We start from the raw sequence: 25,035 nt of genomic DNA on the forward strand, positions 1-25,035 counted from the left end.
AGGCGGGTTGTTCAGGCGGTGTCCGGAACGGGCCGGTGCGGCCGCAGCACCCGCCACAGCCCGGCCCCGTGGGCGGCGTAGGCCACCGCCGCGATGATGATCACGCCCTGCACGGCGGACTCGAGCGCGCCCGAGACGCCCAGCAGGTTCAACAGGGAGAAGAGCGCTTCGAGCGACAGCGCGCCCGCGGCCGCGGCGACCACGGAACCGCGGCCACCGCCGAGCAGGACACCGCCGAGCACCACGGCGGTGATGGCACGGAACTCCAGGCCCTCACCGACCTGCGCCGACACGCCCGCGAACCCGGCGAGCAGGATCGCGGCGACCGACGCGAGCAGCCCCGACAGCACGAACGCGAGCAGGCGCAGCCGATCCACCCGGCCGCCCGCGAGCCGGACCACGTTCTCGTTGTCCCCCACGGCAAGCAGCGTGCGTCCGGTTCCGCTGCGCATGAACCACACCGCCGCGGCGACCACGACCAGCAGCACTATCACCGACCACGGCAGCTGGCCGAGGACCGGAACGTCAACACTGCCCCGGCCGATGAGGCGGAACGACGGGGACAGGGCGCCGCGCGGTGCTCCGCCTGACCACAGGAACACCGCACCGTCGAGCACCAGCAGCATCCCCAGGGTCACGATGAACGACGGCACCAGCAGTTTCGTCGTGATCAGCCCGTTGACCAGCCCGACGAGGATTCCGCAGCCCAACAGCAGCGCGATCACCCACCCGGTGTTCGCGTCATCACCGTTGACCAGCCGGGCGGCGACGACCACCTCGGCGGTGACCAGCGAGCCGACGGAGAGGTCGAAGCCACCGGACACGATCACGAAGTACTGGCCGACGGCCAGCACCACGAGTGGCGCCGCACGTTTGAGCAGCGCGAGGTAGCCGCCGGGCTCAGCGTACGCGGGACCGGCGAACGCCAGTCCCACCAACAGGATCAGCAGCACGACCAGTACGGGCCCGGTGCCGTCCGCCAGGCGTGGCCGCGCTCTCATGTCGATCTCCTGGCAGCCCTGCGCCGGGCGTACAGCGCCACCGCAACGATGAGCACGACGCCGCGCACGACGTCCTTGAAGAAGGAGTCCAGCCCGAGGTCGTCGAAGATCGTGTCCAATGTGGACAGGATCAGCACGCCGCCGATGGTGCCGGCCACACCGCCGCGACCGCCCGCGAGGGCCGTGCCGCCGAGCACGACGGCGGCGATCGACTCCAGGTCGTACCCGGCGTCGGTACCGACGTACGGGGCGCCCGAACCCAGCCGACCGGCCAGGAACACCCCGGCGAGCCCGGCCATGACCGCGCACAGCACGTGCGCGGTGACGATCGTCCGTCCGGTGCGCACGCCGGACAGCCGGGCCACGTCGACGTCCCCGCCGACTGCGTACATGTGGTAGCCCGTGCGGGTGCGCCGCAGGTACCACCACGCCGCCGCCGCGAGCAGCAACATCAGCAGCGCCGCCACCGGAACCGGTCCGATCCGGTCGTAGCCGATGTGCTGGAACGCGCGCGGCACACTGCCCGCCGGCCCTGTGTAGTTGTGCTCCAGGTAGCCGCGCAGCACCAGCGCGACGCCCAGCGTGGCGATGAACGCGTTGGCCTTCAGCACGGTGATCACCAGTCCGTTGACCAGCCCCACCACCGCCGCGACCACCAGCGCCGCCAGCACACCGGGCACGATCATCGCCGGGCTGCCCGCCATCGTCTCGGCGGCCACCAGCGAGCACAGGCCGACCAGGTAGGCCACCGACAGGTCGAGGGAACCGGTGACGATCACCAGGGTCTGCCCGATCGCGACCAGTCCGAGCACCGTGCCGCGCGTCAGGATGTTGAGAATGCCGCCGTGATCGAGGAGCACACCTCCGTGGACGCCCACCAGCACACTGCCGACCACCAGCAGCACCGCCAGCGCGAGGTACACGACCAGGACCGGGGTGATCACGAACGTCCTCGTCCGCGGCGGCACGTCGCTGCGCCCGCGGGCCCGCTCGCGCACGGCGCTCACGCCACCGCCCCCGGCTGGTGCCCGGTGGCCAGTCCCATCACGGCTTCCTCGTCGGCACCGGCGGGCAGAACACCTGCCAGCGCGCCCTCGTGCATGACGAGGATCCGGTCGCTCATGCCGATCAGCTCCGGCAACTCCGACGAGATCATGAGGATCGCCATGCCGTCGTCCGCCAGGTCGCGCAGCAACCGGTACAGGGTCTGTTTCGCGCCGACGTCGACGCCGCGGGTCGGCTCGTCCACGATCAGCACGCGTGGCCGCACGGCGAGCCACTTTCCCAGCACCACTTTCTGCTGGTTGCCACCGGAGAGGTAGCGCACTTCCTGATGCGGCCCGCGCGCGACGACACCGACCGCGCCGAGCAGCCGTGTCAGATCCGCGGCCTGACGAGCCGCCGCACCGCGGCACGCCGCGCGACGGACCAGCAAGGTGTTGTCCCGCACCGACTGCCGCAGCGCCAGTCCTTCGCCCTTGCGATCCTCGGTGACGTACCCGATGCCCTTGCGGACGGCCGTCCGCGGACCGGTGACGCGAGTCGGCACGCCATCGAGTTCCACGGTGCCGGTCGTGAACGGCTCGACGCCCCAGATCGCCCGCGCGATCGCGGAACGACCGGAGCCCTGCAACCCGGCGAGGCCCACGATCTCCCCGGCCCGCACGTCGAACGTCAGGTTCCGCACCCGCTCGTTTCCCGCTCCCCGCAACGCGATCCGCACCGCACCGGGGACGCTCGTGCGTTCGGGATACAGCGCTTCCAGCGGACGGCCGACCATGTGCCGCACGACCTGATCGGTGTCCAGATCGGCGGTCGGCACACAGGTGACGAACGCACCGTCCTTCAACACCGTGATCCGTGAGCTGAGGTCGAACACTTCACGCATCCGGTGCGACACGTAGAGAATCGCGATCCCACGATCCCGAAGTCTGCGCACCAGGCCGTACAGCAGCTCGACCTCGTTGTCCGCCAACGCCGCGGTGGGCTCGTCCATCGCGAGGACCTTGGCGTCCGCCGACAGCGCCTTGACGATCTCCACCACCTGTTTGCGGGCCACGGACAACCGGGCCACCTCGGTGCCGGGCTCGATGCCGTCCTCTCCCAGCCAGTCGAGCAGCTGCCGGGTCTGGGTCTCCATCGCGCGCCGGTCCACCTGACCGCGCCGCACCGGTTCCCGGCCCAGGAACACGTTCTCGGCCACCGTGCGGTGCTCGAGGAGGGTGAACTCCTGGTGGATGATCGCGATCCCCGCCACCTGCGCGTCGCGCGGCGCGGCGAACGAGACCTCCTCGTCCCGCACCACGATCCGTCCCGAGTCGGGCCGGTGGACACCGGCCAGCACCTTCAGCAGCGTCGACTTGCCCGCACCGTTCTCCCCCACCAGCGCATGCACCTCACCCGCGTGCAGCAGGAGATCGACGCCGCGCAGCACCGGTACGCCGAAGAAGCTCTTCTCGATGCCCTCCAGCCGTACGACGGCAACGGGGTCATCCGCCCCCGATGTTCCGTGGGTCACAGCCATGAGGCGAAGGTAGGGGCCACTATTGACGACTGTCAATCATAAGTTGGCACATCACTGCCAAAGTGCACACGTCTTACGGATGAACACCACCATTACTCGGCGTTCCCTGGTTCACTGGGCGTGTGCCGGACGTACCTTGGGCTCCTGCGGCTTCTCCTGGGGCAGCTGCTGCGGCTGCTGCTCGACGGAGTGCCGCGCACGCGTGCCGAACTGGCGAGCCAGACAGGCCTGACCCGCGCCGCGGTCCGAACCAGGCTCGACGCACTGCGGGACGCGGGGTTCCTCACCGACCACGGCATCAGGGTGTCCACCGGCGGCAGGCCCGCCGGCCGGCTGGCGTTCAACGCGGCCGCCCGCTCCGTCCTCGCCGCCGACGTCGGCGCCACGCACGCGACCGTCGCCGTGACCGACCTCGCCGGCGGCCCGCTGGCCATGCGCCGGCTCAGCCTGGACATCGCCGACGGGCCGGAGCCGGTGCTGGCGCGCCTGGCCGAGACCTGGAGGGAACTGGTCAGGGACGCCGGCGTATCCGTCTCGCCGGCCGGTGTCGGCATCGGCCTGCCCGGCCCGGTCGAACACTCGTCGGGCAAGCCCAACCACCCGCCGATCATGCCCGCCTGGGACGGCTTCGACGTGCCGGCGCACGTCCGCGCCGAGTTCGGCGTGCCGGTGCTGGTGGACAACGAGGTCAACCTGATGGCACTGGGCGAGCACGCGCACTCTTTCCCCGGCACCGACCACATGATCGTCGTGAAGGTGGCGACCGGGATCGGCTCGGGTTTCATCAGCAACGGCGTCCTGCACCGCGGCGCGGTCGGCGCGGCGGGGGATCTCGGCCACATCCAGGCGCCTGGCAGCGACGACGCTCCCTGCGGCTGTGGCAACACCGGGTGCCTGGAGGCCGTCGCCAGCGGCTCCGCGATAGTGGCCCGGTTGCGAGCAAAGGGGGTGGAGGCCCACTCGAGCGCCGACGTCGTCGCCCTGGTCCGCGCGGGCAACGTCGAAGCCGGTCAGGCGATCCGGCATGCGGGCCGCACCATCGGCGAGGTGCTCGCCGCCTGTGTCAGCATGGTCAACCCCTCGCTGATCGTGGTCGGCGGCGACCTCGCCGCAGCGGGTGAGATGCTGCTGGCCGGAGTGCGGGAGGCGGTCTACTGCCGTTCACTGCCGCTGGCCACGGAGAACCTCCGCATCGTGCCGTCCCGTGCGGGCGAGGTGGCAGGCGTGCTCGGGGCGGCGGCCATGGTGGTCCACCACGTCCTGTCACCCAGCGTCGTGGACCAGCAACTGGGCTGAAGGTCCCCCTGAGGCCGCGTTCGGCGCGAGCGGGTTCAGCGGTCCCTGCTCGTGACCAGCCGGGCCAGATCGCGCAGATCCAGGGCGGCGGACGGACGCGGATCCGCTCGGTCCAGGCAGTCGAACGCCAGCCGCACGCGGCGGTCCGCCTCGGCCTCCGCCCACGCCCGGCCACCCGCCTCCGCGACGAGCTCCGCGATGCACGGCACGGTCTCGTCCTCACCGCGGTCCTCGAGGTAGATCCGTCCGAGCCGGCGCCCCGCCGACGTGTCCGAGGCGAGTGCCGCCACGACCGGCAGGGTTCTTCTGCGGGCCCTGATGTCGGAGTGGGCCGGTTTGCCGGTCCGCGCCGGGTCGCCCCAGATGCCGAGGATGTCGTCGACCAGCTGGAAGGCGACGCCGAGGTGCACCCCGAACCACCGGTAGTGGTCAGCGGCGGCAGGGTCGGCTCCGGCCGCGAGAGCACCAAGGCGGCAGGCTGCCCCCAGCAGGGCACCGGTCTTCCTCGCCGCGGTGGCGAGGCACTGCTCGACGTCCACCGACGTCGCGGTCTCGGCCGCCACGTCGGCCGACTGCCCTTCGCACAGGTCGACGAGCACGTCGGCGAGTACACCCGTCAGGGACGGCGGCACCCGGCGCAGCGCGAGTCCCACCAGGACGTCCCCGGCGAGGATCGCCGCCGTGGTCCCGAACGCCGCCCACGCCGAGGGACGGTGCCGCCGCGTTTCGTCGCCGTCCATGACGTCGTCGTGCAGGAGCGAGAAGTCGTGGATCAGCTCCACCGCCGTCGCAGCCGCGATCACGTCCGGCGGCACAGGCCCGTCGGCGAGCGCGCGGGCACAGGCGAGGGTGAGAGCGGGCCGCAGCGCCTTGCCGCCCGACGGTGCGGGTCTGCCGTCCGCGTCCCACCACCCGATGTGGTAGCCGGCGACGCGACGCAGCGCCGGACCGAGTTCGTCGATCGTGGCGCGGTGCACGGGCTCGATCACTGTGCGCGCGTCGACCAGGAGGCGGACGGCATCGGTCGCCGGCCGAACGCCATGACCAGCCATCACCGTCCCTCCGGCGCGCCGTCGGGTGCGATCACGCCGGCGTCGCCGCCTGTGGAGAGCTGGACGTGCACGTGCCCCCTCCCCGCCTCGATGTTGATCACGTCGAGCTGGACCGCGGCCACCGACCACGTGCGCAGTGCCAGCGTGCGCTGCTCACCCGCCAGCGCCACGAGAGTGCTCCTGACCGGCTCGGCCACACCGAGTGCCGTCTCGAACCCCCTGACCGCCGCGGCGAGCTGTTGCACGGCCGTGCGCAGGCCAGCGCGCGCCACGTTGATCCCGTTGCCCGCGGACGGCGACTGCTCGTACGACTTCTCCGCTGCGGCAACGACGTCCCGCCACCCGGTCACCGCGTCGGACGTGAGCGGCGACTTCGGTGCCGACCCGTCGACGGGAGCCGCCTGCGCCATGGCCGCGAGCACCGGAGCCAGGCTGTCTCTGGTGCCCTTGGCCTGGTCGGTCAACGGGCCGAGCTGCGCGGCGTCGCGTGCGGCGTCCTCTCGCTCCAGTTCCGCGATCCGCCGCTGGGTCGCGTCCGGCCCGTTCCCCGAGGTGATCAGGAACGCGACCGCCAGCCCGAGCAGGAAGGCGGTGAGGAAACCGGCCCACACCCGTCCTTTCGCCCTGGGCGGCGGGGTGGCCCAGGCTGCGGCCTTGGTCGCCCGCGACCGAACGGTCCTGCTCATCGTTCCTCCTCGACGGGGAAACCGGTCAGCGGCCGGAAAAGGCCGCTGACCGGCTCCTGGACTACCGGAAGGTCCACCTCTGGTTGGTCCCGCCGTGGCAGGTCCAGATGATGAGCTGGGTGCCGTCCGCCGAACTGGCGCCGTTCGCGTCCAGGCACTTCGTGCCGTTGCGGATCGAGCCGTCGGACTGCGCGGTCCAGTTCTGCCCGGACGAGCCGTTGCACGACCACAACCGGACGATCGCGCCGTCGGCCTGGCTGTTGCCGGTGACGTCGAGGCACTTGTCCAGCGACCGCAGCGTGGTGCCGTTCTGCGTCCACTTCTGGTTGGCGCCGCCGTTGCAGGTCCACAGCTGCACCTTCGCGCCGTCGGTCGAGCTGGCACCGTTGACGTCGACGCACTTGCCGCTCGCGCCGACGATCTCCTTCGCGGTGCCACCACCGGGCCCGCCGGCGCCCGGTCCGACGTAGGTGATCGAGTCGAGGTCGAAACTGGCCGACGACGACGTCTTGAACACCGCGAACAGCTCGACGGTGCCGGACGGCGCGGTCACGTTCACCGCGGGCGTGCTGGCGTAGGTGTCCGCGCTACCGGTGCTGGTGACCGGCGACGACGCGATGAGCTGGCCCGTCGGCGAACCGGCGCGCAGTTCGATCGTGCCCCCGCCACCGGAAGGCGCGGACACCCGGAACGACACCTGGTTGATCCCGGTGAAGTTGACCGGTTTGAACGAGATCCAGTCGTTGTTGCCGATGTCGCCGACCTTGGCGCCCGACTCGGCGCCCGCCTGCGACACGATGGTCACGCCGGACGAGCCGTTGAAGAACTCGGCCTGCTTCTGCTTGGGCTGCAGCACGACCTGCGCGCTGCCGGTCAGAGGCGGCACTCCGTTCGCGCCCTTGTCCGTGTACTCGGCAGAGCCGATCACGTGCACGTTGAGCCCTTGGTGCCCGGAGTCGATGCCCGTCTGAAGCGCCCCCGAGCAGCCGGTCGTGGGCGAGCCGATCGGGTGCTTGTGCGAGTCGTGGCCCATGTTCGACTGGACGTTCACCCTGCCGCAGTCGATCGTGCCGTCCTCCTGATCGGTCACGGACAACGTGTACGGGACGGGGTCACCGAAGTTGATCATGCCGCCGTCGACGGGACCGGTGAACCGCACGACCGGCTCGGTGTTGCCCACGCTGATGGTCACGTTCGCGGTACCGATCTTGCCGGCCGAGTTGGTGACGGTGAGCTGGGCGGTGAACTTCCCGCTCGTGGTGTAGGTGTGCGTGGGGTTCGGCTCCGTGGACGTGGCGCCGTCGCCGAAGGTCCACCGGTAGGTCAGCGGAAGACCACCGGGGTCGTTGGAACCTGCGCTGGAGAAGCGCACCGTCAGCGGCGACGGACCGGTCAGCGGAGTGCCGGACGCCTGCGCCACCGGAAGCCGTTCACCGGTGGTCGTGTAGTCGATGCGCCACAATCCGGCGCCGGGCAACGGTTTGTTGTCGTCCCAGCCCGTGCCCCAGGTCAGCAGGTACATCGATCCGTCGGGGCCGAACTTCGCGTCCATCGGGGAGGCGAACGACATGTTCGACAGGAAGTTGTTGACCTTCAGCAGGTTCCCGGAGGAGTCCATCCGGAACTCCCACATGCGGTTGCGGGACCACTCTCCGAAGAACGGCGTCTGGTCGAAGTAGGCGGGGAACTTCGTCGTCGACGGGTTGCTCGCGTTGTACTGGTAGGCGGGGAACGCCATCGGCGCCTCGCCGCCGCTGCTCGGCCCCATCTCCGGGAAGGCGTTGCCGTTCGCACCGTTGCCGTACCAGAGGTCCGCTCCCCGCGCCGCGGGCAGCGTCGTCAGACCGGTGTTGTTGGGCGAGTTGTTGACCGGCGACGCGCAGTTGAACTTCGGTCCGGACGTGTTGCTGGCGAAGTTCCAGTCGTTGTAGGCGATGTTGTTCGCCACGCAGTACGGCCAGCCGTAGTTGCCCGGCGACTTGATCACGTTCCACTCCACGAGTCCCGCCGGACCGCGGTTCGGGTTGTCGCTGCCCGCATCCGGGCCGTAGTCGGCCGCGTAGATCACGCCGGTGGTCGGGTGCACGCTGAACCGGAACGCGTTGCGGAAGCCCATCGCGTAGATCTCCGGCCGCGTCCTGGCGGTGCCGGGCGCGAACAGGTTGCCCGCGGGCACGGTGTAGGTGCCGTCGGGCTCCGGGTGGATGCGCAGGATCTTGCCGCGCAGGTCGTTGGTGTTGGCCGCGGTGCCCTGCGCGTCGTACAGCGCGCGGCCGGGGCGTTCGTCGATCGGCGCGTAGCCGCCGGAGTTGCCGTTGGGGTTGATGTCGTCGCCGACGCTGATGTAGAGGTTGCCGTTCGGCCCGAAGTTCAGCTGGCCGCCGGTGTGCCCCGGCTCTTCACGCCGTGACGCGGGCAGGGTCAGCAGGACCTTCTCGCTGGCCATGTCCAATCTGTCGCCGTTCATGGTGAAGCGCGAAATCCTGGCGATCTCCTGGGTCCCCGCTGGGGAGTAGTTCAGGTAGACCCATTTGTTGGTCGCGAACGCCGGGTCGAGCGCCATGCCGACCAGGCCGTCCTCCGAGTTCTGTCCCTGGCCGTAGACGCTGAGCGTGCCCGCGACGACCGTCGTCCTGGTGTCCGGCTTGTAGATCTTCAGGTTGCCGTTGTACTCGTTGAAGAACACCCGGCCGTCGGGAGCGACGTCGACCGTGCTCGGCGCGATGACGGAGTTGTCGAGCTGCACCTTCTGGAAGCTGCTCCACACCGTCGGACCGCAGTCCGCGCCCACGATGCCGCCCGCCGACTCCACACCACCGGTGATGTGCTGGCGGAACAGGGGTTCGGAGTAGCTCGAGGCCTGGTGGCCCATGCCGGTCGCCCACACCCGGCCGCCCTCGAAGTTGCGGCACCACGAGATCGGGTGGTCGAAGCCCATCTTGGACGGACCCGCGTCGTAGGTCGACTCGTCCGCGGTGACCAGCACGTGCACGTCGCCGCGCGCGGAGCGGTTGAAGTTGTACCACTCCTCGGTCCGCGTCCACCGGTCCGGAAGACCCGCCCCGGACGGGTGCTTGCGGTCGGCGACCTTGGCGGTGCCGGACACGATCGACGAGTGCTGGGTCATGGTCATGCCGAGCATCTGGTCCCACCACGGGAACTGCTGCTCGATGTTCATGTCGGTGGCGTTGTGGATCGCCACCACACCGCCGCCCCTGCGCACGTAGTTCTGCATCGCGGTGCGCTGCGCGGCGGTGTCCCACACCATGCCCGACGTCTGCAGCATCACGATCACGTTGTACGTGGCGAGCGTGGCGTCGTTGAAGACCGACGCGTCCTCGGTCTTGGTCATCTCCCAGCCGCGCTGGGCGGCCAGCTGCTCCATCATCGTGATGCCCGCCGGGATGGAGTCGTGCCGGTAGGCGCCGGAAGCGGTCTTGGTGAACAGCAGGACGTGCAGGCCATGAGCCTGTGCCGGGGTGGTCGGCGTGACTAGCCCCATCACCACCAGAGCACCGGCCAACACCGACAGTAATCGCTTGAGTCTGCGTTGCATTGCCACTCCTCCGGGGTGGTGACGCGGTCGGCTAACGTGTGAGAGCGGCGGCGGCAGCGCGCAGGAAGGCCAGGCCTTCGACGGCGAGGGCGTCCGGTGAGTCGGCCAGCGGCCGCCAGATCGAGGCAGCGGTCGCGATCGCGGCGTTGTCCGGCGTGAACGACTCGATGCACAACGGACCGCGGTAGCCGGCATCGCCCAAGGCGCCCAGCAACGCGGGCCAGTCCTGGTGATCGCGACCCGGCGTACCGCGGTCGTTGGCGCACACCTGAACGTGCGCGATGCGCGCGCCGGCGGCGAGAATCGCCTTCACCGGCGCCGCTTCCTCGATGTTGAGGTGGTAGGTGTCGAGCGCCAGGCCGCACCCCTCGGCGGGGAGCCCGTCCAGCGCCTCGAGCGCCTGGTCCACGGTGTTCAGCAGGCTCGTCTCGTACCGGTTCAGCGGCTCCACGGCGATGCGGACACCGCGCTGCGCCGCGTACTCGACGACGGGGTGGAGGTTCGCGCGCAGCTCGCGGTACACCTGCGGCCGGTCGTCGATGCGCCAGGTGCGGCCGACCGAGCTGTAGGCGGGGCCCGCCGCGACCGGGCTGCCGACGATCGCCGCGACGTCCACGACCCGCCGCAGGTAGTCCTGGGTCTCCGCGACCGTGTCTGCCGCGACCAGCTCACGGCCCGACGGCATGACGAGACAGACGGTGGCCCGGAGGTTCAACTCGGCCAGCAGATCGGCGGCGCGGCGCGGGTCCCAGTCACCCGGCTGCTCCACAGGCAGTTCGATGACGTCGAACCCCCACTCGCGAACCTTCGGCGCGAGCGCGGCCAATCCGTCATCGGTGAGCGGTGACGTCCAAACCCATGTGTTGACGCCGATGTCCCACATGCAGGTGAACGTAAACCCGACCATATGGCAAGGTCAATGCAAAAGTCCGGTAGAACCGGACTAAGTTATGGCTACTTTCTGCCAAAGTAGCTCAGGCCTCCCCGGCGGAGATCGCGGAGACGACCGCGCCGAGCCGCGCGTCCAGCACCTCCGGCGACAGCACGTGCTGCACGACCATCGCCGCGGCGCCCAGCACACCGGCGGTCGCACCCGCCGTCGACGCGACGATCCTCAGGTCCTCCGTGGCCAGCGGGAGCGAGCGTCGGTAGATCGACTCGCGCACGCCCGCCAGCAGCATCTCCCCCGCGTCCGCCAGCAGCCCGCCGATGACCACGAGCGACGGGTTGAACATGCTCACGCCGCCCGCGAGCACCTCGCCGATGTCCCTGCCCGCCTGCCGCACGACCCGGCCGGCCTCGAGGTTGCCGGACCGGACCATGTGCACCACGTCGGCCGTCGAGTGCGCGGGGAGCCCCAGCTCTCTCAGCTTCGCCGCCAGCGCCGGACCACCGGCGACCGCCTCAAGGCACCCGGTGTTGCCGCAGCGGCACAGCGCCTCCTCGCCGGCGGGCACCCTGATGTGCCCCAGGTCCCCCGCCGCGCCCGCCGCGCCGCGGTGCAGCACACCGTTGCTGATCAGCCCGGCGCCGATGCCGGTCGCCGCCTTCACCACGATCATGTGCCGCACGTCCGGGTGCGAGGCCGTGTGCTCGCCCAGCGCCATCAGGTTGACCTCGTTGTCGACCAGCACCGGCACGCCGAACTCCGCCGCGATCGCCGCCGGCACGTCGAACCCGTCCCAGCCCGGCATGATCGGCGGGTTGTTCGGCCGGCCGGTGGAGTGCTCGACCGGCCCCGGCAGCCCGATGCCCACTCCAGCGATCTCCGGCCCGGTCTCCGGGTGGTCCACGTCGCGCAGCAGCTCGCGCCAGGTCGTGACCAGGAGCTGGAGGATCACCTCCGGTCCGTCCGCGACATCGAGGCCGACCTGTTCGACCGCGATCAACCGGCACCCGAGGTCGGTCACGGCGACCGTCGCATGGGTGGCGCCCACTTCGGCCACCAGCACGAGGCGCGCGCCGGGGTTGAACACGAACCGGCTCGCCGGCCGTCCGCCGGTGGACTCCCCGGTACCGCCGCCGGTCACCAGACCGGCGGCCAGGAGCAGGTCGAGCCTCGCCCGCACGGTGGAGCGGGAGAGGCCGGTCGCGGCCACGACCTCCGCTCGGGTGCGCGGCCTGCCGTCCATCAGCATGCGCAGCACTGCGGCTGGCGAACCGGACTCAATGCCCTGGGTGCTCTCCATCGGGTAATTGTCACACCGGCAACGAAAGGACCCGGCGCAACGTCACGCTTGCGTGTGATCGTCGCCCGAACTCTCGATGCCGGTGGCCGGGTCAAGCGGGTGTGGCGGCCGCGTGCCGCGCGAACAGGGTGGCATAGTCGTTGTCGAGCCCGGCGAGTGCCGTGCGCAGCGCGGGGAAGAACCAGCCGGTCGAGGACGGCTCGTACCGGTCGAGTTTGGTGAGCAGGAGCAGCCTGGCCGCCCCGATGACGACGAGGGTGGTCCCGCTGGCGAGGATGCTGCCGCCGAAGGCCACCACCCTGGTGATGCCCTCGTAGCCGAAGGCACCGCAACCCGACAGGCCGACGCGTCGCAAGGTGAGGTAGCCCGAGCCGTTGCTGACAGTGGCTCTCGTCGTGAAACGCGTGCTGCCGAGCAGCCCGTCGAGCGCGGTGTCGACGCTCAGCGTGGTGTCGACCGTCCGGCCAGGTGCCGGCAGCAGCTCGTGTGCGATCACCTGGTCGGCTCTGGACGCGAAGGCCCGGCGGGCCCAGGTGCCGTGCCCGTCGGTCCAGGTCGAGATGACCTCGCCGGTGCGGGAGTCGGTGATCCGGCCGTAGCCGCCGACGGCGGCCATGCCGGGACTGGAGATCCGGAACTCGTACGCCGGGTGGCAGGACCGGCCGGCCTCGAAGACCACTTTCTCCATCGCGGGCTCGCCGTACAGCACCGCACCGCATTCGCCGTTGGCGGTGCGGAAGCCGTCCGTCCAGCACGCGGCCGGGCTGGTGTCGTACATCGTCGGCTCTGACATGCGCATCACTCGACTCCTTTGTCAGTGATGGGAATGGCCGTGCGTGCTGTTCGCCGCCGGAGCGGAGGACAGCACGCACGACCGCTGATCAGGTCAAGCTCCACTGCTGGTTGGACTGGCCGTGGCACGTCCACAGCTGGACGAGCGCGCCGTTGGCCGTGGATGCGCCGGACACGTCCAGACACAGACCGGACTGCACGCCGGTGATCGTGCCGTTGGCGTTGACGTTCCACCGCTGGTTGGTCTGACCGTTGCACGTCCAGATCGCCACCCTGGTGCCCGCGGTGGTCCCTTGGCCGTACGCGTCGAGACACCGCTGGGTCGTGCCGTCGAACACGGTGAGCTGACCCGACGCCGACCGGGCCCACTTCTGGCCCGCGCTGCCCGAGCAGTCCCAGATCCGGGTCTGCGTGCCCGCGGTGCCGTTCGGTGTCTCCAGGCACTTGCCCGCGCCCACCGCACGCACAGCGCCGCCGGGCACGGGCGGATTGCCGCCGCCACCGCCGTACCCGGCAGCGATGATGTTGGCCTGCACGGCGTTCTCGGTCGCGTCGGACGGGTAGCCCGCGACCATCGCTCCCTCGTAGAAGGTGCCCGCGCTGAGGTTCGCACCACCGTCGGGCTTGCAGCAGTCACCACCACTGCCCAGGACGATGGCGCCCTGTTTCTTCATCGGGCTGTAGCCGGGCGGGAGCGAACCGTCGTACAACGTGGTCAGATCACCCGCCTGGGCGTTGCCGCCCTTGAGCGCGAACCGCGTGGTCCCGTTGTTCTTCAGGATCGCCGTGACGAACTTGTCCGTGAAAGCCCGCTGGTTCGGGTTCCACTGCTGGCTTCCGCCCGGGAACAGGCCCCATTCGAGATCCGCCTGGACCCACGGACCGCGGCCGACGCACCCGCCGAACCAGCACTGCGTGCTGAAGTTGATCGCGTCCATCGCTCCGGCCGCGTCGGCTTTGCGGGTCGTCTCGCTGTTGCCGTAGTCGAAGCAGCAGCCGCCGTTGACGTGCGTACCGCTGGTCACCATGTACATGCCCTCCGGCGCGGCGCCCGTCGGGACGCCGGTCCGGCTGCCGTCACGCCAGTAGCTGTTGCCGGGGTTGATGTAGAGCGAGTACGCCTTGCTCTTGTCAGCACCCATCACCAGCGACTCGGAGGTCGCGTTCGCGGGCCGGCTCTGCGGCGAGCCGGGGACCACGCTCGATCCCTGGTACCACAGGTCGTTCCCGCGACCGGACTGGTCGTAGACCACCGTGATGACGCACGAGGTGCCGGCGCAGAACGTGTCCTGCGTCGCCGCGTTGGCGTTGCCGCCCGCGGCGAGCAGGCCGATGTCCTTGCTGGTGTTGTCCGACGCCCTCCTGACTTGGTAGAGATTTCCGTTGTACGAACCGTAAAGCGCCCGCGTCGTGCTGTGCGCCGCGATGCAGGGCGTGCCGCCGCTGGCGTAGATGTCACACGGTCCGGTGGTCGCCGCCGCCGCAGGTGCCGGTGTGGACCACGTCAACGTGGCCGCGGCCAACACGGTCACCGCCAAGGCGATCCGGGTCCGCGCCGCCGGAGAGACTGCTGAGAGTCTCATTCCGCACCTCCTGGGAAGGTCTGTCCGCTCATGGCAGGGTCCAGCGCTGGTTCGTGCCGCCGTGACAGGTCCAGAGGATGAGCTGGGTGCCGTCCGCCGAACTGGCGCCGTTGGCGTCCAGGCACCTGTTCGCCTGCTGGTTGACCAGTGAGCCGTTCGCCCCGGCCGTCCAGTTCTGCGAGCCGCTGCCGTTGCACGTCATCAGCTGCACCAGCGCGCCGTTGGCGGTGCTGCCACCGGCGACGCCCATGCACTTGTTGAGGGCGCGCAACGTGTTCCCGCTGACCGTCCACTGTTGACTCGCGTTGGTGTTGCAGGTCCACAGCTGGATCTTCGTGCCGTCCGCGCTGCTGCCGCCGGCGACGTCGACGCACTTGCCGGAGCCGCCGGTGATCCGCCCGGTGCGCGGCACGGTCCCGCCGAGCTCCTTGATCCGGACGTTGCGGAACGACACGTCGTCACCGGACCCGTGGTTCTGCAGCGCGATGTGGCCAGAGGTGAGCGACCTAGCCGGGTCGGTGTTGGTGAAGTCGTTGATCTTCACGCCGTTCAGGAACACCTGGAGGCGTTCGCCCTCGACGAGCAGTTCGTAGGTGTTCCACTCGCCGGGCGGGTTCAGCGCGGCGTCCCTGGCGGCGGTGTCGGGGGCCTTGACCCCGTAGATCGCCCCCGTGGTCTTGTCCGCGGTGTCGGTCGCGTCGATCTGGACCTCATACCCGTTGGAGAGAGCCGAGTCCGGGGTGCTGCCCGCCGGGAACCCGAGCACCACACCGGAGTTGTCGTCCCCCGGCATCCGCCAGTCGAGCTTGAGCGAGTAGGACCGGAACTCCTTGGCGCTGTACCACAGCATGCCCATACCGCCGGACGAGGTGAGCGTGGCGTCGCTGTTGGTGAAACCGCCGGGGCCCGCCTGAGTCCACCCGGTCGTCGACCCGTTGTAGAGGGTGGTGTAGCCGGTCTCGGGGCGGCAGTCCGCCTTCGTCCTGTTCGCCGCGTACCGGATGCCGCCGAGGATCATCGTGCGGAAAGCCGGATCGGCATAGCTCTCCCTCGTGTGGCCGGTGCCGGTGTAGAAGGAGCGTCCACTCGCCATGGGCTTGCACCACGTGATCGGGTGGTCGGCACCCATCGACCCGCCGGAGTAGGTCGACTCGTCCAAAGTAGACAGAACACGGGCGCCGCTGCGCGGGTTGGTGCGGTAGTTGTACCACTCGTCGGTGCGCACCCAGGCCGGGGAGAGGTGCGCGGTGGCGGCGTGCGCACGGTTCTCCGTCCGGATCGTCGCCTGCTGGATGGCCGGGTGCGACGCGAAGTACGCACCCACCAGCTCGCCGTAGAACGGCCAGTCGTACTCGGTGTCGGCCGCCGAGTGGATACCCACGTAACCGCCGCCGCCGCGGACGTAGGACTCGAAGGCGCTCTGCTGGGTGGCGTTCAGCACGTCCCCCGTGGTGTTGAGGAACACCACGGCCTCGTACTTCGCGAGGTTGGCGCTCGTGAACTGCGCCGCGTCCTCGGTGGCGGTCACCGTGAAGCTGTTGGCACCGCCCAGGTCGCGGATCAGCTGGATGCCGGTGGGGATCGAGTCGTGCCGGAAGCCCGCGGTCTTGGAGAACACCAGCACGTCGTAAGGTGTGTCAGCGGCCGCCGCCGGTGGTGCGGAAGCGACCCCGCCCACGACGAGTGCCGCGGTGGCAACACCGAGCACCCGTCGCCAAGCCTGGTAGGTCATCTCATCCTCCTTGGTGTCGAAGCACGCGGCGGAGTCGTCATGGCAGCGTCCAGCGCTGGTTGGTGCCGCCGTGGCAGGTCCAGATGATCAGCACCGTGCCGTTGGCGGTGCCGGCGCCGTTGGCGTCGAGGCACTTGCCGGACTTCGTGTTGACCACGGATCCGTTGGCACCGGCGCTCCAGTTCTGGCTCGTGGCACCGTTGCAGGTCCCCAGCTGCACGGCGCCGCCGTTGGCGGTGCCACCGTTCGCGACGTCCATGCACTTGCCCAGCGCCCGCAACGTGGTCCCGTTGACCGTCCACTGCTGGCTCGCGCCGCCGTTGCAGGTGTACAGCTGAATCCGCGTGCCGTCCGCGCTGTTGCCACCGGTGACGTCGGCGCACTTGCCGGACGCCGCCCCGGTGATCGGCCCGGTGCGTCCGCCGCCGGTGGACGTGTCGAACGTGAAGGCGTCCACGTCGAACAGGTAACCGGTGCCGCTGCCCGCGAACGTCAGGTACAGCCTGCCGGTGGTCGTGGGCACGTTCGTCAGCGCGGTGGAGACCTCCCGGAACGTGTCCCACCCGCCGGTCACCGGCACGGTCAGCGTGGCCAGTGCCGGACCGGTCTGCGAACCGCTGCGCACCGTGATCGTGCCGCCCGCTCCCGCGGAGGACACGCGCGCGGTGAACCGGTTCGCGCCGGTGAGGTTGTAGTTGTCGAACGCGATCCAGTCGCCGTTGTGGATGTCGCCGACGGTGCGGCCGCCCTCGGCCGGCGTCTTGTCGAACAGGCCGGTGCCCGACTGCGTCGTGTAGTGCTCGGCCTGCCGGTGCCGGGGCTGGAGCACGTTCTGGGCGTGGGTGGTCGCGGGCGGCACGCCGTTCGCGCCCTTGTCGGTGTACTCGGCGTCGAAGACGGCGTAGATGTTCGCCCCCGTGTCGTGCTCACCGTCCACCGGGATCTCGATGGTGCCCGAACAGCCGTTGCGCGAGGTGATCTTGTGGGAGTGACTGTCGTGGCCGAGGAGGTAGGACAACGTCACCTGCGTGCAGTCGATCGTCCCGTCCTCCACGTCGGAAACCGTGATCGTGTAAGGGATGCTGTCGCCGAAGCTGAACAGGCTTCCGTTGACCGGGGTGTTCAACGTGACCACGGGTGCGGTGTTGCCGACGGTGATGATCACGTTGGTGCTGCCGGTGAGCCCGGCCGGGTCCTTCACCGTGAGCGTGACGGTGTACTGGCCGTTGGCGGTGAAGGTGTGGCTGGGGTTGGCCGCCGTGGACGTGCTGCCGTCGCCGAAGTTCCACGCGTAGGTCAGCGCGCCGTTCTCCGGGTCGGAGGATCCGGCCGACGAGAAGTCCACGGTCAGCGGCGCGGTGCCGGACAGGCGGTTGGCGGACGCGCGTGCCACCGGCGCGCGGTTGCCCGCCGGACCGATGTACTCGATGCGGTAGAGCGCGGAGCTCGCGTCACCGCTGCCCCAGCCGGTGCCGTAGTCCAGCACGTAGAGAGCGCCGTCCGGACCGAAGCTCGCGTCCATGACCTGGGTGCCGCGCCAGGGGAAGTCACCGACCTGCCCGGCGGAGCCGTCGGGGTTGACGTCGATGGTCTTGATCCAGCGCCGGCCGAACTCGGTGGCGAACACGTGCCCGTCCAGCGAGGCGGGGAACTTGACCGTCGACGGGTTGTTCGCGTCGTAGCGGTACACGGGCGCACTCATCGGGGACTCCGACCCGCAGCCGAACGCGGCGAAGGAGCAGTTGTCGTACTTGATCCACGCCGGTCGCGCGGCGGGCAGGTTCGTCAGGCCGGTGTTGTTCGGCGAGTTGTTGACCGGTGCGGCGCAGTTGAACCGGCTGCCCGACGGTCCCGACGGGAACGTGTAGTCCACGTAGTTCTCATCGGTGGTGTTCGTGCCCGTGCAGTACGGCCAGCCGTAGTTGCCCGCCGAGGTGATCCGGTTGAACTCCACCTGCCCGGCCGGTCCGCGGCTGGAGGTGGTCGAGCCGGCGTCCGGTCCGTAGTCACCGAGGTAGATCGTGCCGGTGGCCGGGTCCACGTTGAACCGGAACGGGTTGCGCAGGCCCATCGCGTAGATCTCCGGCCGCGTCCTGGCCGTGCCGGGCGGGAACAGGTTGCCCGCCGGGATCGTGTAGGTCCCGTCGGCGTTCACCTTGATCCGCAACACCTTGCCGCGCAGGTCGTTGGTGTTGCCCGCGCTGCGTTGCGCGTCATACGCGGGGTTGCGTCCCGAGCGCTCGTCGATCGGCGTGTAACCGCCGGAGTCGAACGGGTTGGTGTCGTCGCCGGTTGACAGGTACAGGTTGCCCGCCGCGTCGAAGTCGATGTCACCGCCGACGTGGCAGCAGATCCCCCGGCTCGTCGGCACGTCCAGCATGGTCACCTGGCTCGCCGTGTTGAGCGTGAAGTCGGCGTTGAGGGTGAACCGGGACAGGCGGTTCACGCCGTTCCACTGGGAGAAGTTCGTCCCGCTGGACGGCGCGTCACCGGCAGGTGTCGACAACGGCGGCGAGTAGTAGAGATAGATGTGCCGGTTGGTCGCGAAGCCGGGATCCACTGCGATGCCCTGCAGACCCTCCTCGTCATGGGTGTAGACGGGGATGTTGGCGATCACGCTCGTGGCACCGGCCGCCGTGGTGCGGCGCAGCGTGCCGTTGCGGGACGTGTGCAGCACCGAGCGGTCCGGCAGCACCGCCATCGACATCGGCTCGCCCATCTCGGCGACGCCCTTGGCCAGTTCGACCTGCTGGAAGTCGGCGGGGTTGACCACGTGCGCGGCGGCGGGCGGTGCGGTGACGGCGGAGACGGCCACGGCGGTGGCCACGGTCAGGAGCGCGGCGGAGAGCACCGCGGTGAGTCGTTTTCTCATGGCAGGTCATACCTTCGGTCTCGTTGGCGCGCTGGTGCGGGTTCGCTGTGGACGGCCTGGGCGTCGAGCCGGTCCTGGTGAGCGGACCCGTCAGCGGCAGGCTCGGTGCGAGCGTCACGGCGTCGGCCGAGACGAGCCAGAAGACCGCGGAACGCGCGAAAACCCTGCGGTGGCGCCGGGGGATGCAGGTACGAGGCCATGATCGTCCTTCTTCGTTGAAGGTCTCTGCCGATCCAGACCCTTTCCGGGAGCGCTCCCAGAAGGGGCCGGAATTCGGCCCGCCTCCCGTTGCCGGGAACGCGGGCCGAGTTGGTGCTAGGTGCTCTGGCGGCCGGGCAGGCGCCAGGTCTGGTTGAGCGGGCTGCCCTGGTTCACGGGGTTGCAGGTCCGCTGGTCGAGCAGGGCACCCGACGCGGTGGAGGCGCCCACGACCGCGACGCACTTGCCGCTGTGCCGGGCGACGAGCTGGAAGTCGGTGGGAGCGCTGCCCGCGTAGCTGACCTTGCGCAGGGTGAACTGCTGGTTGGCTCCGCCGTTGCAGTTCCACTGGATGACCGCGGCACCGTCCGCTGTGGACACTCCGTTGACGTCCAGGCACTTGCCCGACTGCTGGTTGGTGACCGTGAAGGTGTCGGCCATGCCGGTCACCGGGCGGAAGTTCCACCGCTGCTCGTCAGCGGTGCCGCAGGTGACCTGCTGCTGCCGGGTGCCGTCGGCGGTGCTGCGGCCCGGGTTGGTCAGGCAGTGCTGCGAGTGCTGGGCGACCGCGGTGGACTGGAAGGCCCCGCCAGGAGTGCCCGAGGGCGGCAGGACCGTGATGGTGAAGGACTCGTCGGCGTTCGAGTGCGGCAGGTTCACCGTGGTGCCGTTGTTGTTCAGCGTCACGACGGTGTCCATGGCGGTCACCGGGCCCGAGACGGCTCCGCCGTTGTTGTACGGGATGCGCTCGGCGAGCACCCGCACCTGGTTGTTCCTCACCACGCCCTCGGTGGTGTCCAGGCGTCGCAGGTTGACCGCGATGTTGCCCGTCGTGCGGCCGCCGCCGACCAGGATCTTGGCTTCACCCGGTGCTTTCGTCGCGAACCCGTCGTAGTTCTGGCTCGGCGTGACCGTGGCTGTCTGGCCGGTCTGCGAGCCGTAGAAGCGGTAGACCCACCACTCCCCCTTCGGCTGGTGCTGTCCCGCCGAGTTGTGGACGAGCAGGTTGCCGAGGTCGTTGTGCAGGTTACCGCCGCTGGCCCAGTTGGCGCGCAGGCCGTCCGCGCCGCTGATCAGGCGGGTGAGGAAGTTGTCGTAGTCGGTCCAGTTGCCGTTGTCACCCGGAAAACGGGAGATCCCGAACCCGTCGGCACCCCACAGGTCGTGCGGCAGCAACACGAACTCGCCACCCAGCGCACGGGTCCGCAGCAGCTGGGCACGGGTCGAGTTCCAGCGGCGGTCGTACTTCCCGGACACCCAGCCGCCAGGACTGTCCAGCTGGGCGCCGCCCGCGCGCATGTACCGGAACTTCACGTCGCGGTAGAAGTTGTCCGCGGGCCCGGACGCGTTCTCGGTCATGCCGTAGATCCAGCCCGACGCGCGGTAGGTCGGAGCACCGGCGCCCGTGGAGAAGTCGACGGCGATGGACTCGTCCGCCGCCCGCGCCGGCACGGCGAAGGCGATGACGGACAACAGGGCCGTGAGCAGCGGCAGGACCGCTCGGCTGCGGCCGCGCCGTTTCCTCGTGGTGGTGTTCACGCCTGCTCCTTTGCAGGGAAAGGGTTGCGCAGCGGAGTCCAACCGGGTCGAAAAGATCGGTCAGCGGGTGCCGAGGCTTCGGGCCCAGTCGTGGAGTTCGCGGGCCTGTTCCGCGAGCCGGTGCTCGTCGCTGCCCAACGGGTCCTTGAAGAAGAACGCGAGCGCACCCTGGGCACCGGTCCGGCCGGCCGCGTGGGCGGCGGCCATCAGGCGGGCGAGGTCGAGCACCAGCGGGGCGGCCAGGGACGAGTCCAGGCCGCTCCAGGTCAGTTGCAGTGACATCCGCGCGCCGAGAAACCCTTCGAACGACACGTGATCCCACGCGGTCTTGCGTTCGCCGAGATCGGGTACGTGGTCGATGTGCAGGGGCGCGGTCACGTCCTCGCCGAGCAACGCCGCCAGCCCCCTGGCCTTGGACGCCAGCTTGCTGTCCGCGTGCGCCGGGTCCTCCAGCGTGGCCCCGTCACCACCGCCGAGCAGGTTCGTGCCCGTCCAGGACAGCACGCGCAGCGCCCGCGAGGTGAACATCGGTGCGAGCGCCGCCCGCACTAGCGTCTCCCCCGTCTTGCCGTCCCTTCCCGCGTAGGGCAGTCCCTTCCACACCGCCAGCTCGTCCAGTGCGGGCACCGCGACCCCGGTGGACGGCGTGAAGTCCACGAAGGCGCACCCCGCCTGGAAAGCGGCGTAAGCGACGAGAGAGCTCGGCGGCAGCACGGCGTTTCCCGGCACGGCGAGCGCCTCCTCCAGCGCGGCGAGCGAGTCGTGCTCGACCCGCACTGGTGGCTCGGTCGACGCCACGTTCACCACCACGACGCGGGCCAGGTCGTGCCGGGCGCGGAAGTCGGCGATGTCCTCGGCCAGCCGCCGGGCGGCGTCGGCCTGACTTCCGGACGACGCCGCGGGGTCGTAACCGGGCCGGATCTCCGCGTCCGCGGCGTCCAGGCCGCTCGCGATGCACCCCGTCACGTCGTACGGCAGCACGCCGTCGCGCAGCAGCGACTCGACCCGCTTCGCCAGCGGCGTGGTCACGATGTCGTGCCCGCCGACCACGAACGCGTCCCATGGCGCCAGACGCGCGTCCAGCAGCTCGGTGACGCAGCCGACAGGCGGCACGAAACCCGCGCGCAACGCGAGCAGCCCGCTCACGGCGGTGGTCGCCACCGATCCCCTGGCCCCGTTCAACCACAAGCCGACTCGTTCGGTCACGACCATCTCCTCTCGTCAGCCGACCCTGGCCGGTCCATCAGCCACCAGAACTGAACGCCGCGTCGAACGAGGCCGACAGCGCGTCAAAAGCGTCCCGACACTCCTCCGTCGCAACTGCTCGCTGTCGATCTCGACGGTGCCGTCCGTCGGTTTGCGCGCGCCGTGCACGGTCTCGAGGATCTCCGAGCGGCCCGCCCCGGCGAGCCCTGCGAGCCCGATCACCTCACCCCGGCGGACGGTGAGGTTCACGCCGCTGAAGCGGTCGCCTTCGGCCAGTCCGCGCACCACCAGCACCTCCGGCGCCTCCGGTACCCGCGGTGGGAACACGTTCTCCAGCGCACGCCCGGGCACCCGGTCACCGATCTCGCGGATCTCCGCCATCCGGTGCGAGATGTAGACCACGGCGACGCCCTGGGCGGTCAGCTCCCGGATGACACCGAACAGGGCTCGCACCTCGTCCGCGTCCAGCACGGCCGACGGCTCGTCCATGATCAGCAGCTGCCCGTCCGGCGACAGCGCCCGCGCCATGCCGACCACCTGCTGGTGAGCCACGGAAAACCGGCCCACATCGCGATCCGGCGGAATGTCCGGGTGCCCCAGCCGGTCGAGCAGCGCACGGGTCCTGCGCCGCGCCTCTGACCGCCGGGCGAAGCCCGTTGTGGACAGTTCGTGACCGCGGAACACGTTGTCGGCCACCGACAGGCCCGCCACGAGATCCCGTTCCTGGTACATGACGGCCACACCACTGCGCATCGCGGCGGTCGGAGTGCCGAACTCCGCGATCTCACCCTGCCAGCGGATCTCACCTTCGTCAGGCCGGTGTGCCCCGGACAGCACCTTGATCAGCGTCGCCTTGCCCGCCCCGTTCTGGCCGAGCGGACAGCGCACCTCACCCGCGCGAACCTCGAAGTCCAGGCCCGGCAACGCCATCACGCCGGGGAGGCGTTTCACCAACCCTCTGACTGCCAGCAGTGGAGTCGACGCGACCGTCATCCGATCACTCCCGTCCACGGGCGAACCAGGGCGCGGTCACGCCTGGGCGAGCTCACCATTGAGTCCTCCGAGCCCCGAGAATTGCTGCGAGAGCAGAGAATTCGGCTTTCCGCCCGGTCAGACCAATGAGCCGCTTTTCGCACGGTCAAGGTCGAGACGGTGTCACATATCGGCCAATGTTTCCCTTGACCAGTGGTCGACGCAGCACCTCGCGACGGGTGTCGGCGACCATCCATTGTGGATGATCAGCCGGTCGGGACACCCGACTTCGCCAGCACTCGGAGGAACGCACGCGACCACTGGGGCAGGTCGGGCCAGCCGCGGCAGGACACCATCGCGCCGTCCACGACGTCCGGCCCGTCGGTGAAGGTGGCACCGGCCTGCTCCACGTCGACCTTCAGCGGCGGGTACGCGGCCGTTGTACGACCGCGCAGGAGCCCCAGTGCGGCCGGGACCTGCGGGCCGTGGCAGATCGTGCCGACCGGAAGTTCGTTCGCGAAGAAGTGCGCGACGATGCGGGCAACGTCCGGGTCCGTGCGGATGTACTCCGGTGCCCGGCCACCCGGAATCACCAGCGCGTCGTACTCCTCCGGACGCACATCCGCGAACGCCAGGTCCACGGGCAACCGACGACCTGGCTTCTCCGTGTAGGCGTCACACCCCGGTTCGAAGTCGTGCACCACCAGCTGCACCGGACGTGTCGTGGGCGCGGCCACGACCACCTCGTGGTCGTCCTCCCTCAGCCGGAACAACGGGTACATCGAGTCGAGCTCCTCCGCGGCGTCCCCCGCCAGCATCAGCACTCGCGCCATACCCGATCCTCACTCCCATTGGTTCTCGGACCCGGTGTGCCTGGAGGACGCGAGCGCCACCGCGTCGAACACGATGGTCTGAAGAGAGTATGAGACAGCGTTGTCACAGGTACTCCTTGAATCGAACGCGGGAAGCGCGCCGACACGCACGACCGACCTGATTGCCTGGTTGACCCGCCAGAACCCGATTAGTACGACACTCCTACGGTAGGACCAGCCGCAAACACGGTCAATAGGTAGTACATGAAGCTTGGATGAGTTGGACTAGTCCCCTAGCAACAAGGACAAGGTCCAATCAGCCGAACATCGGATGCTTTACCGCGACGGTTGCCTTCGAACGTCTTGCCGAGACTGCGACGAGCTTCTCGACCGCTTCCACGACGTGCCGCCGACCGCGCCGTAGCGGCCAACGGATGACCCACCGTTGGCCGACTTGGCCGTATTAGTATGACTCATTTGCCCTCGCCCTGATGGGCCGACGATAGATTGATCAGTTATGCCTTCCCCGTCCGGGGCGTCACGGCACGGATCTCACGGAGCGACGCCGTGCGCGACACCGCTGTGGACAGTCCGAAAGGGATGGTTGCCCGGCCGAGTTCGCAGGACGAAGCGCCGCGTACCCAGGCAGAGGGCTGGGCAGTGATGTCCCAGCCCCCAGCCGCTTCAGGTGCAGCTGCGATGTACTAACAACGCCGCCACGTCGCCCTGCCTGCGGCGCCGTGTCTGACGCCGGCGTCAGAAACCCCGCCCCAGGGCCAGGCTTCAAAGTCTGCGGTACAGCACACAGCGCAGGGCCGTTGGTGGGCCGGGTCGCAGGGGTGTCCCGTGTCCCACGAACGCGAGCCGGACCAGCCGGTGCTCACCCCGGTCTCGGACCAGGAGCTGGAGGCACGCGAGCACCTGCGTGTCACAAATCAGCCGGGTGTCCGGTCTAGCTGACATGAGCCACGAACACACTCATCACCTGGAGAACCCCGACAAGAGCGGCCCGCCACCGAAGATCG

The 25,035-nt window shown here is 69.6% G+C and carries 17 protein-coding genes; 1 reads left to right on the forward strand and 16 read right to left on the reverse strand.

Annotated features, from left to right (window positions below; all coding sequences use genetic code 11):
• Positions 1 to 11: 11 nt before the first annotated feature.
• The 3 genes from ABFX45_RS42285 to ABFX45_RS42295 are packed head-to-tail and all read right to left on the reverse strand — an operon-like array spanning position 12 to position 3,525.
• A complete protein-coding gene (locus ABFX45_RS42285) occupies positions 12 to 1,001 on the reverse strand; it encodes an ABC transporter permease (RefSeq protein ID WP_112227628.1) in 990 nt (329 codons plus the stop codon).
• Positions 998 to 1,969 carry an ABC transporter permease gene (locus ABFX45_RS42290; protein WP_233442191.1) on the reverse strand — a complete coding sequence of 324 codons (972 nt, stop codon included), beginning with the start codon at positions 1,967 to 1,969 and terminating at the stop codon, positions 998 to 1,000. Before ABFX45_RS42290 ends, ABFX45_RS42285 begins: the two co-directional genes overlap by 4 nt.
• A 35-nt stretch (positions 1,970 to 2,004) precedes the next feature.
• Positions 2,005 to 3,525 (reverse strand): sugar ABC transporter ATP-binding protein, encoded by a 1,521-nt coding sequence (locus ABFX45_RS42295; protein ID WP_346136642.1) that lies wholly within the window; start codon positions 3,523 to 3,525, stop codon positions 2,005 to 2,007.
• A gap of 120 nt (positions 3,526 to 3,645) precedes the next feature.
• Between ABFX45_RS42295 and ABFX45_RS42300 the strand changes: the two genes are divergently transcribed.
• Entirely contained in the window at positions 3,646 to 4,821 is a 1,176-nt protein-coding gene (locus ABFX45_RS42300) for an ROK family transcriptional regulator (RefSeq protein WP_346136644.1), read from the forward strand.
• A gap of 35 nt (positions 4,822 to 4,856) precedes the next feature.
• On the opposite strand, the gene ABFX45_RS42305 is transcribed toward ABFX45_RS42300, so the two are convergent.
• From ABFX45_RS42305 to ABFX45_RS42365, 13 genes are all read right to left on the reverse strand, one after another.
• Positions 4,857 to 5,873: a polyprenyl synthetase family protein gene (locus ABFX45_RS42305; RefSeq protein ID WP_112227625.1), complete on the reverse strand. Its 1,017-nt coding sequence runs from the start codon at positions 5,871 to 5,873 to the stop codon at positions 4,857 to 4,859.
• Complete coding sequence (locus ABFX45_RS42310) at positions 5,873 to 6,559, reverse strand: hypothetical protein (protein WP_109642718.1); 687 nt, start codon at positions 6,557 to 6,559, stop codon at positions 5,873 to 5,875. The genes ABFX45_RS42305 and ABFX45_RS42310 overlap by 1 nt, the downstream gene beginning before the upstream one ends.
• Before the next feature lie 61 nt (positions 6,560 to 6,620).
• Positions 6,621 to 10,115, reverse strand: coding sequence for a ThuA domain-containing protein (locus tag ABFX45_RS42315; RefSeq protein WP_346136647.1), 3,495 nt, complete (start codon positions 10,113 to 10,115; stop codon positions 6,621 to 6,623).
• Positions 10,116 to 10,146: 31 nt separating this feature from the next.
• Complete coding sequence (locus tag ABFX45_RS42320; protein ID WP_346136648.1) at positions 10,147 to 10,998, reverse strand: sugar phosphate isomerase/epimerase family protein; 852 nt, start codon at positions 10,996 to 10,998, stop codon at positions 10,147 to 10,149.
• Between the two features lie 91 nt (positions 10,999 to 11,089).
• Positions 11,090 to 12,304, reverse strand: a complete 1,215-nt coding sequence (locus tag ABFX45_RS42325; RefSeq protein WP_346136650.1) for an ROK family protein — start codon at positions 12,302 to 12,304, stop codon at positions 11,090 to 11,092.
• A gap of 91 nt (positions 12,305 to 12,395) precedes the next feature.
• On the reverse strand, positions 12,396 to 13,103 hold the full coding sequence (locus ABFX45_RS42330) for a glycoside hydrolase N-terminal domain-containing protein (protein ID WP_112227621.1): 708 nt from the start codon (positions 13,101 to 13,103) through the stop codon (positions 12,396 to 12,398).
• Positions 13,104 to 13,185: 82 nt separating this feature from the next.
• Complete coding sequence (locus ABFX45_RS42335) at positions 13,186 to 14,679, reverse strand: arabinofuranosidase catalytic domain-containing protein (protein WP_112227620.1); 1,494 nt, start codon at positions 14,677 to 14,679, stop codon at positions 13,186 to 13,188.
• 28 nt (positions 14,680 to 14,707) lie between these two features.
• Complete coding sequence (locus ABFX45_RS42340) at positions 14,708 to 16,411, reverse strand: ThuA domain-containing protein (RefSeq protein ID WP_109642731.1); 1,704 nt, start codon at positions 16,409 to 16,411, stop codon at positions 14,708 to 14,710.
• 37 nt (positions 16,412 to 16,448) lie between these two features.
• Positions 16,449 to 19,283, reverse strand: coding sequence for a PQQ-dependent sugar dehydrogenase (locus ABFX45_RS42345; protein WP_346136654.1), 2,835 nt, complete (start codon positions 19,281 to 19,283; stop codon positions 16,449 to 16,451).
• 315 nt (positions 19,284 to 19,598) lie between these two features.
• Positions 19,599 to 21,020 (reverse strand): RICIN domain-containing protein, encoded by a 1,422-nt coding sequence (locus ABFX45_RS42350; RefSeq protein WP_346136656.1) that lies wholly within the window; start codon positions 21,018 to 21,020, stop codon positions 19,599 to 19,601.
• A gap of 60 nt (positions 21,021 to 21,080) precedes the next feature.
• Positions 21,081 to 22,232, reverse strand: a complete 1,152-nt coding sequence (locus ABFX45_RS42355) for an inositol-3-phosphate synthase (protein ID WP_109642735.1) — start codon at positions 22,230 to 22,232, stop codon at positions 21,081 to 21,083.
• 9 nt (positions 22,233 to 22,241) lie between these two features.
• Positions 22,242 to 23,219, reverse strand: coding sequence for an ATP-binding cassette domain-containing protein (locus ABFX45_RS42360; RefSeq protein WP_346136659.1), 978 nt, complete (start codon positions 23,217 to 23,219; stop codon positions 22,242 to 22,244).
• A 245-nt stretch (positions 23,220 to 23,464) separates the two neighbouring features.
• On the reverse strand, positions 23,465 to 24,031 hold the full coding sequence (locus ABFX45_RS42365; RefSeq protein WP_346136661.1) for a DJ-1/PfpI family protein: 567 nt from the start codon (positions 24,029 to 24,031) through the stop codon (positions 23,465 to 23,467).
• Positions 24,032 to 25,035: the final 1,004 nt, after the last annotated feature.

The organism is Lentzea roselyniae, assembly GCF_039537795.1.
Classification (GTDB): domain Bacteria; phylum Actinomycetota; class Actinomycetes; order Mycobacteriales; family Pseudonocardiaceae; genus Lentzea; species Lentzea atacamensis.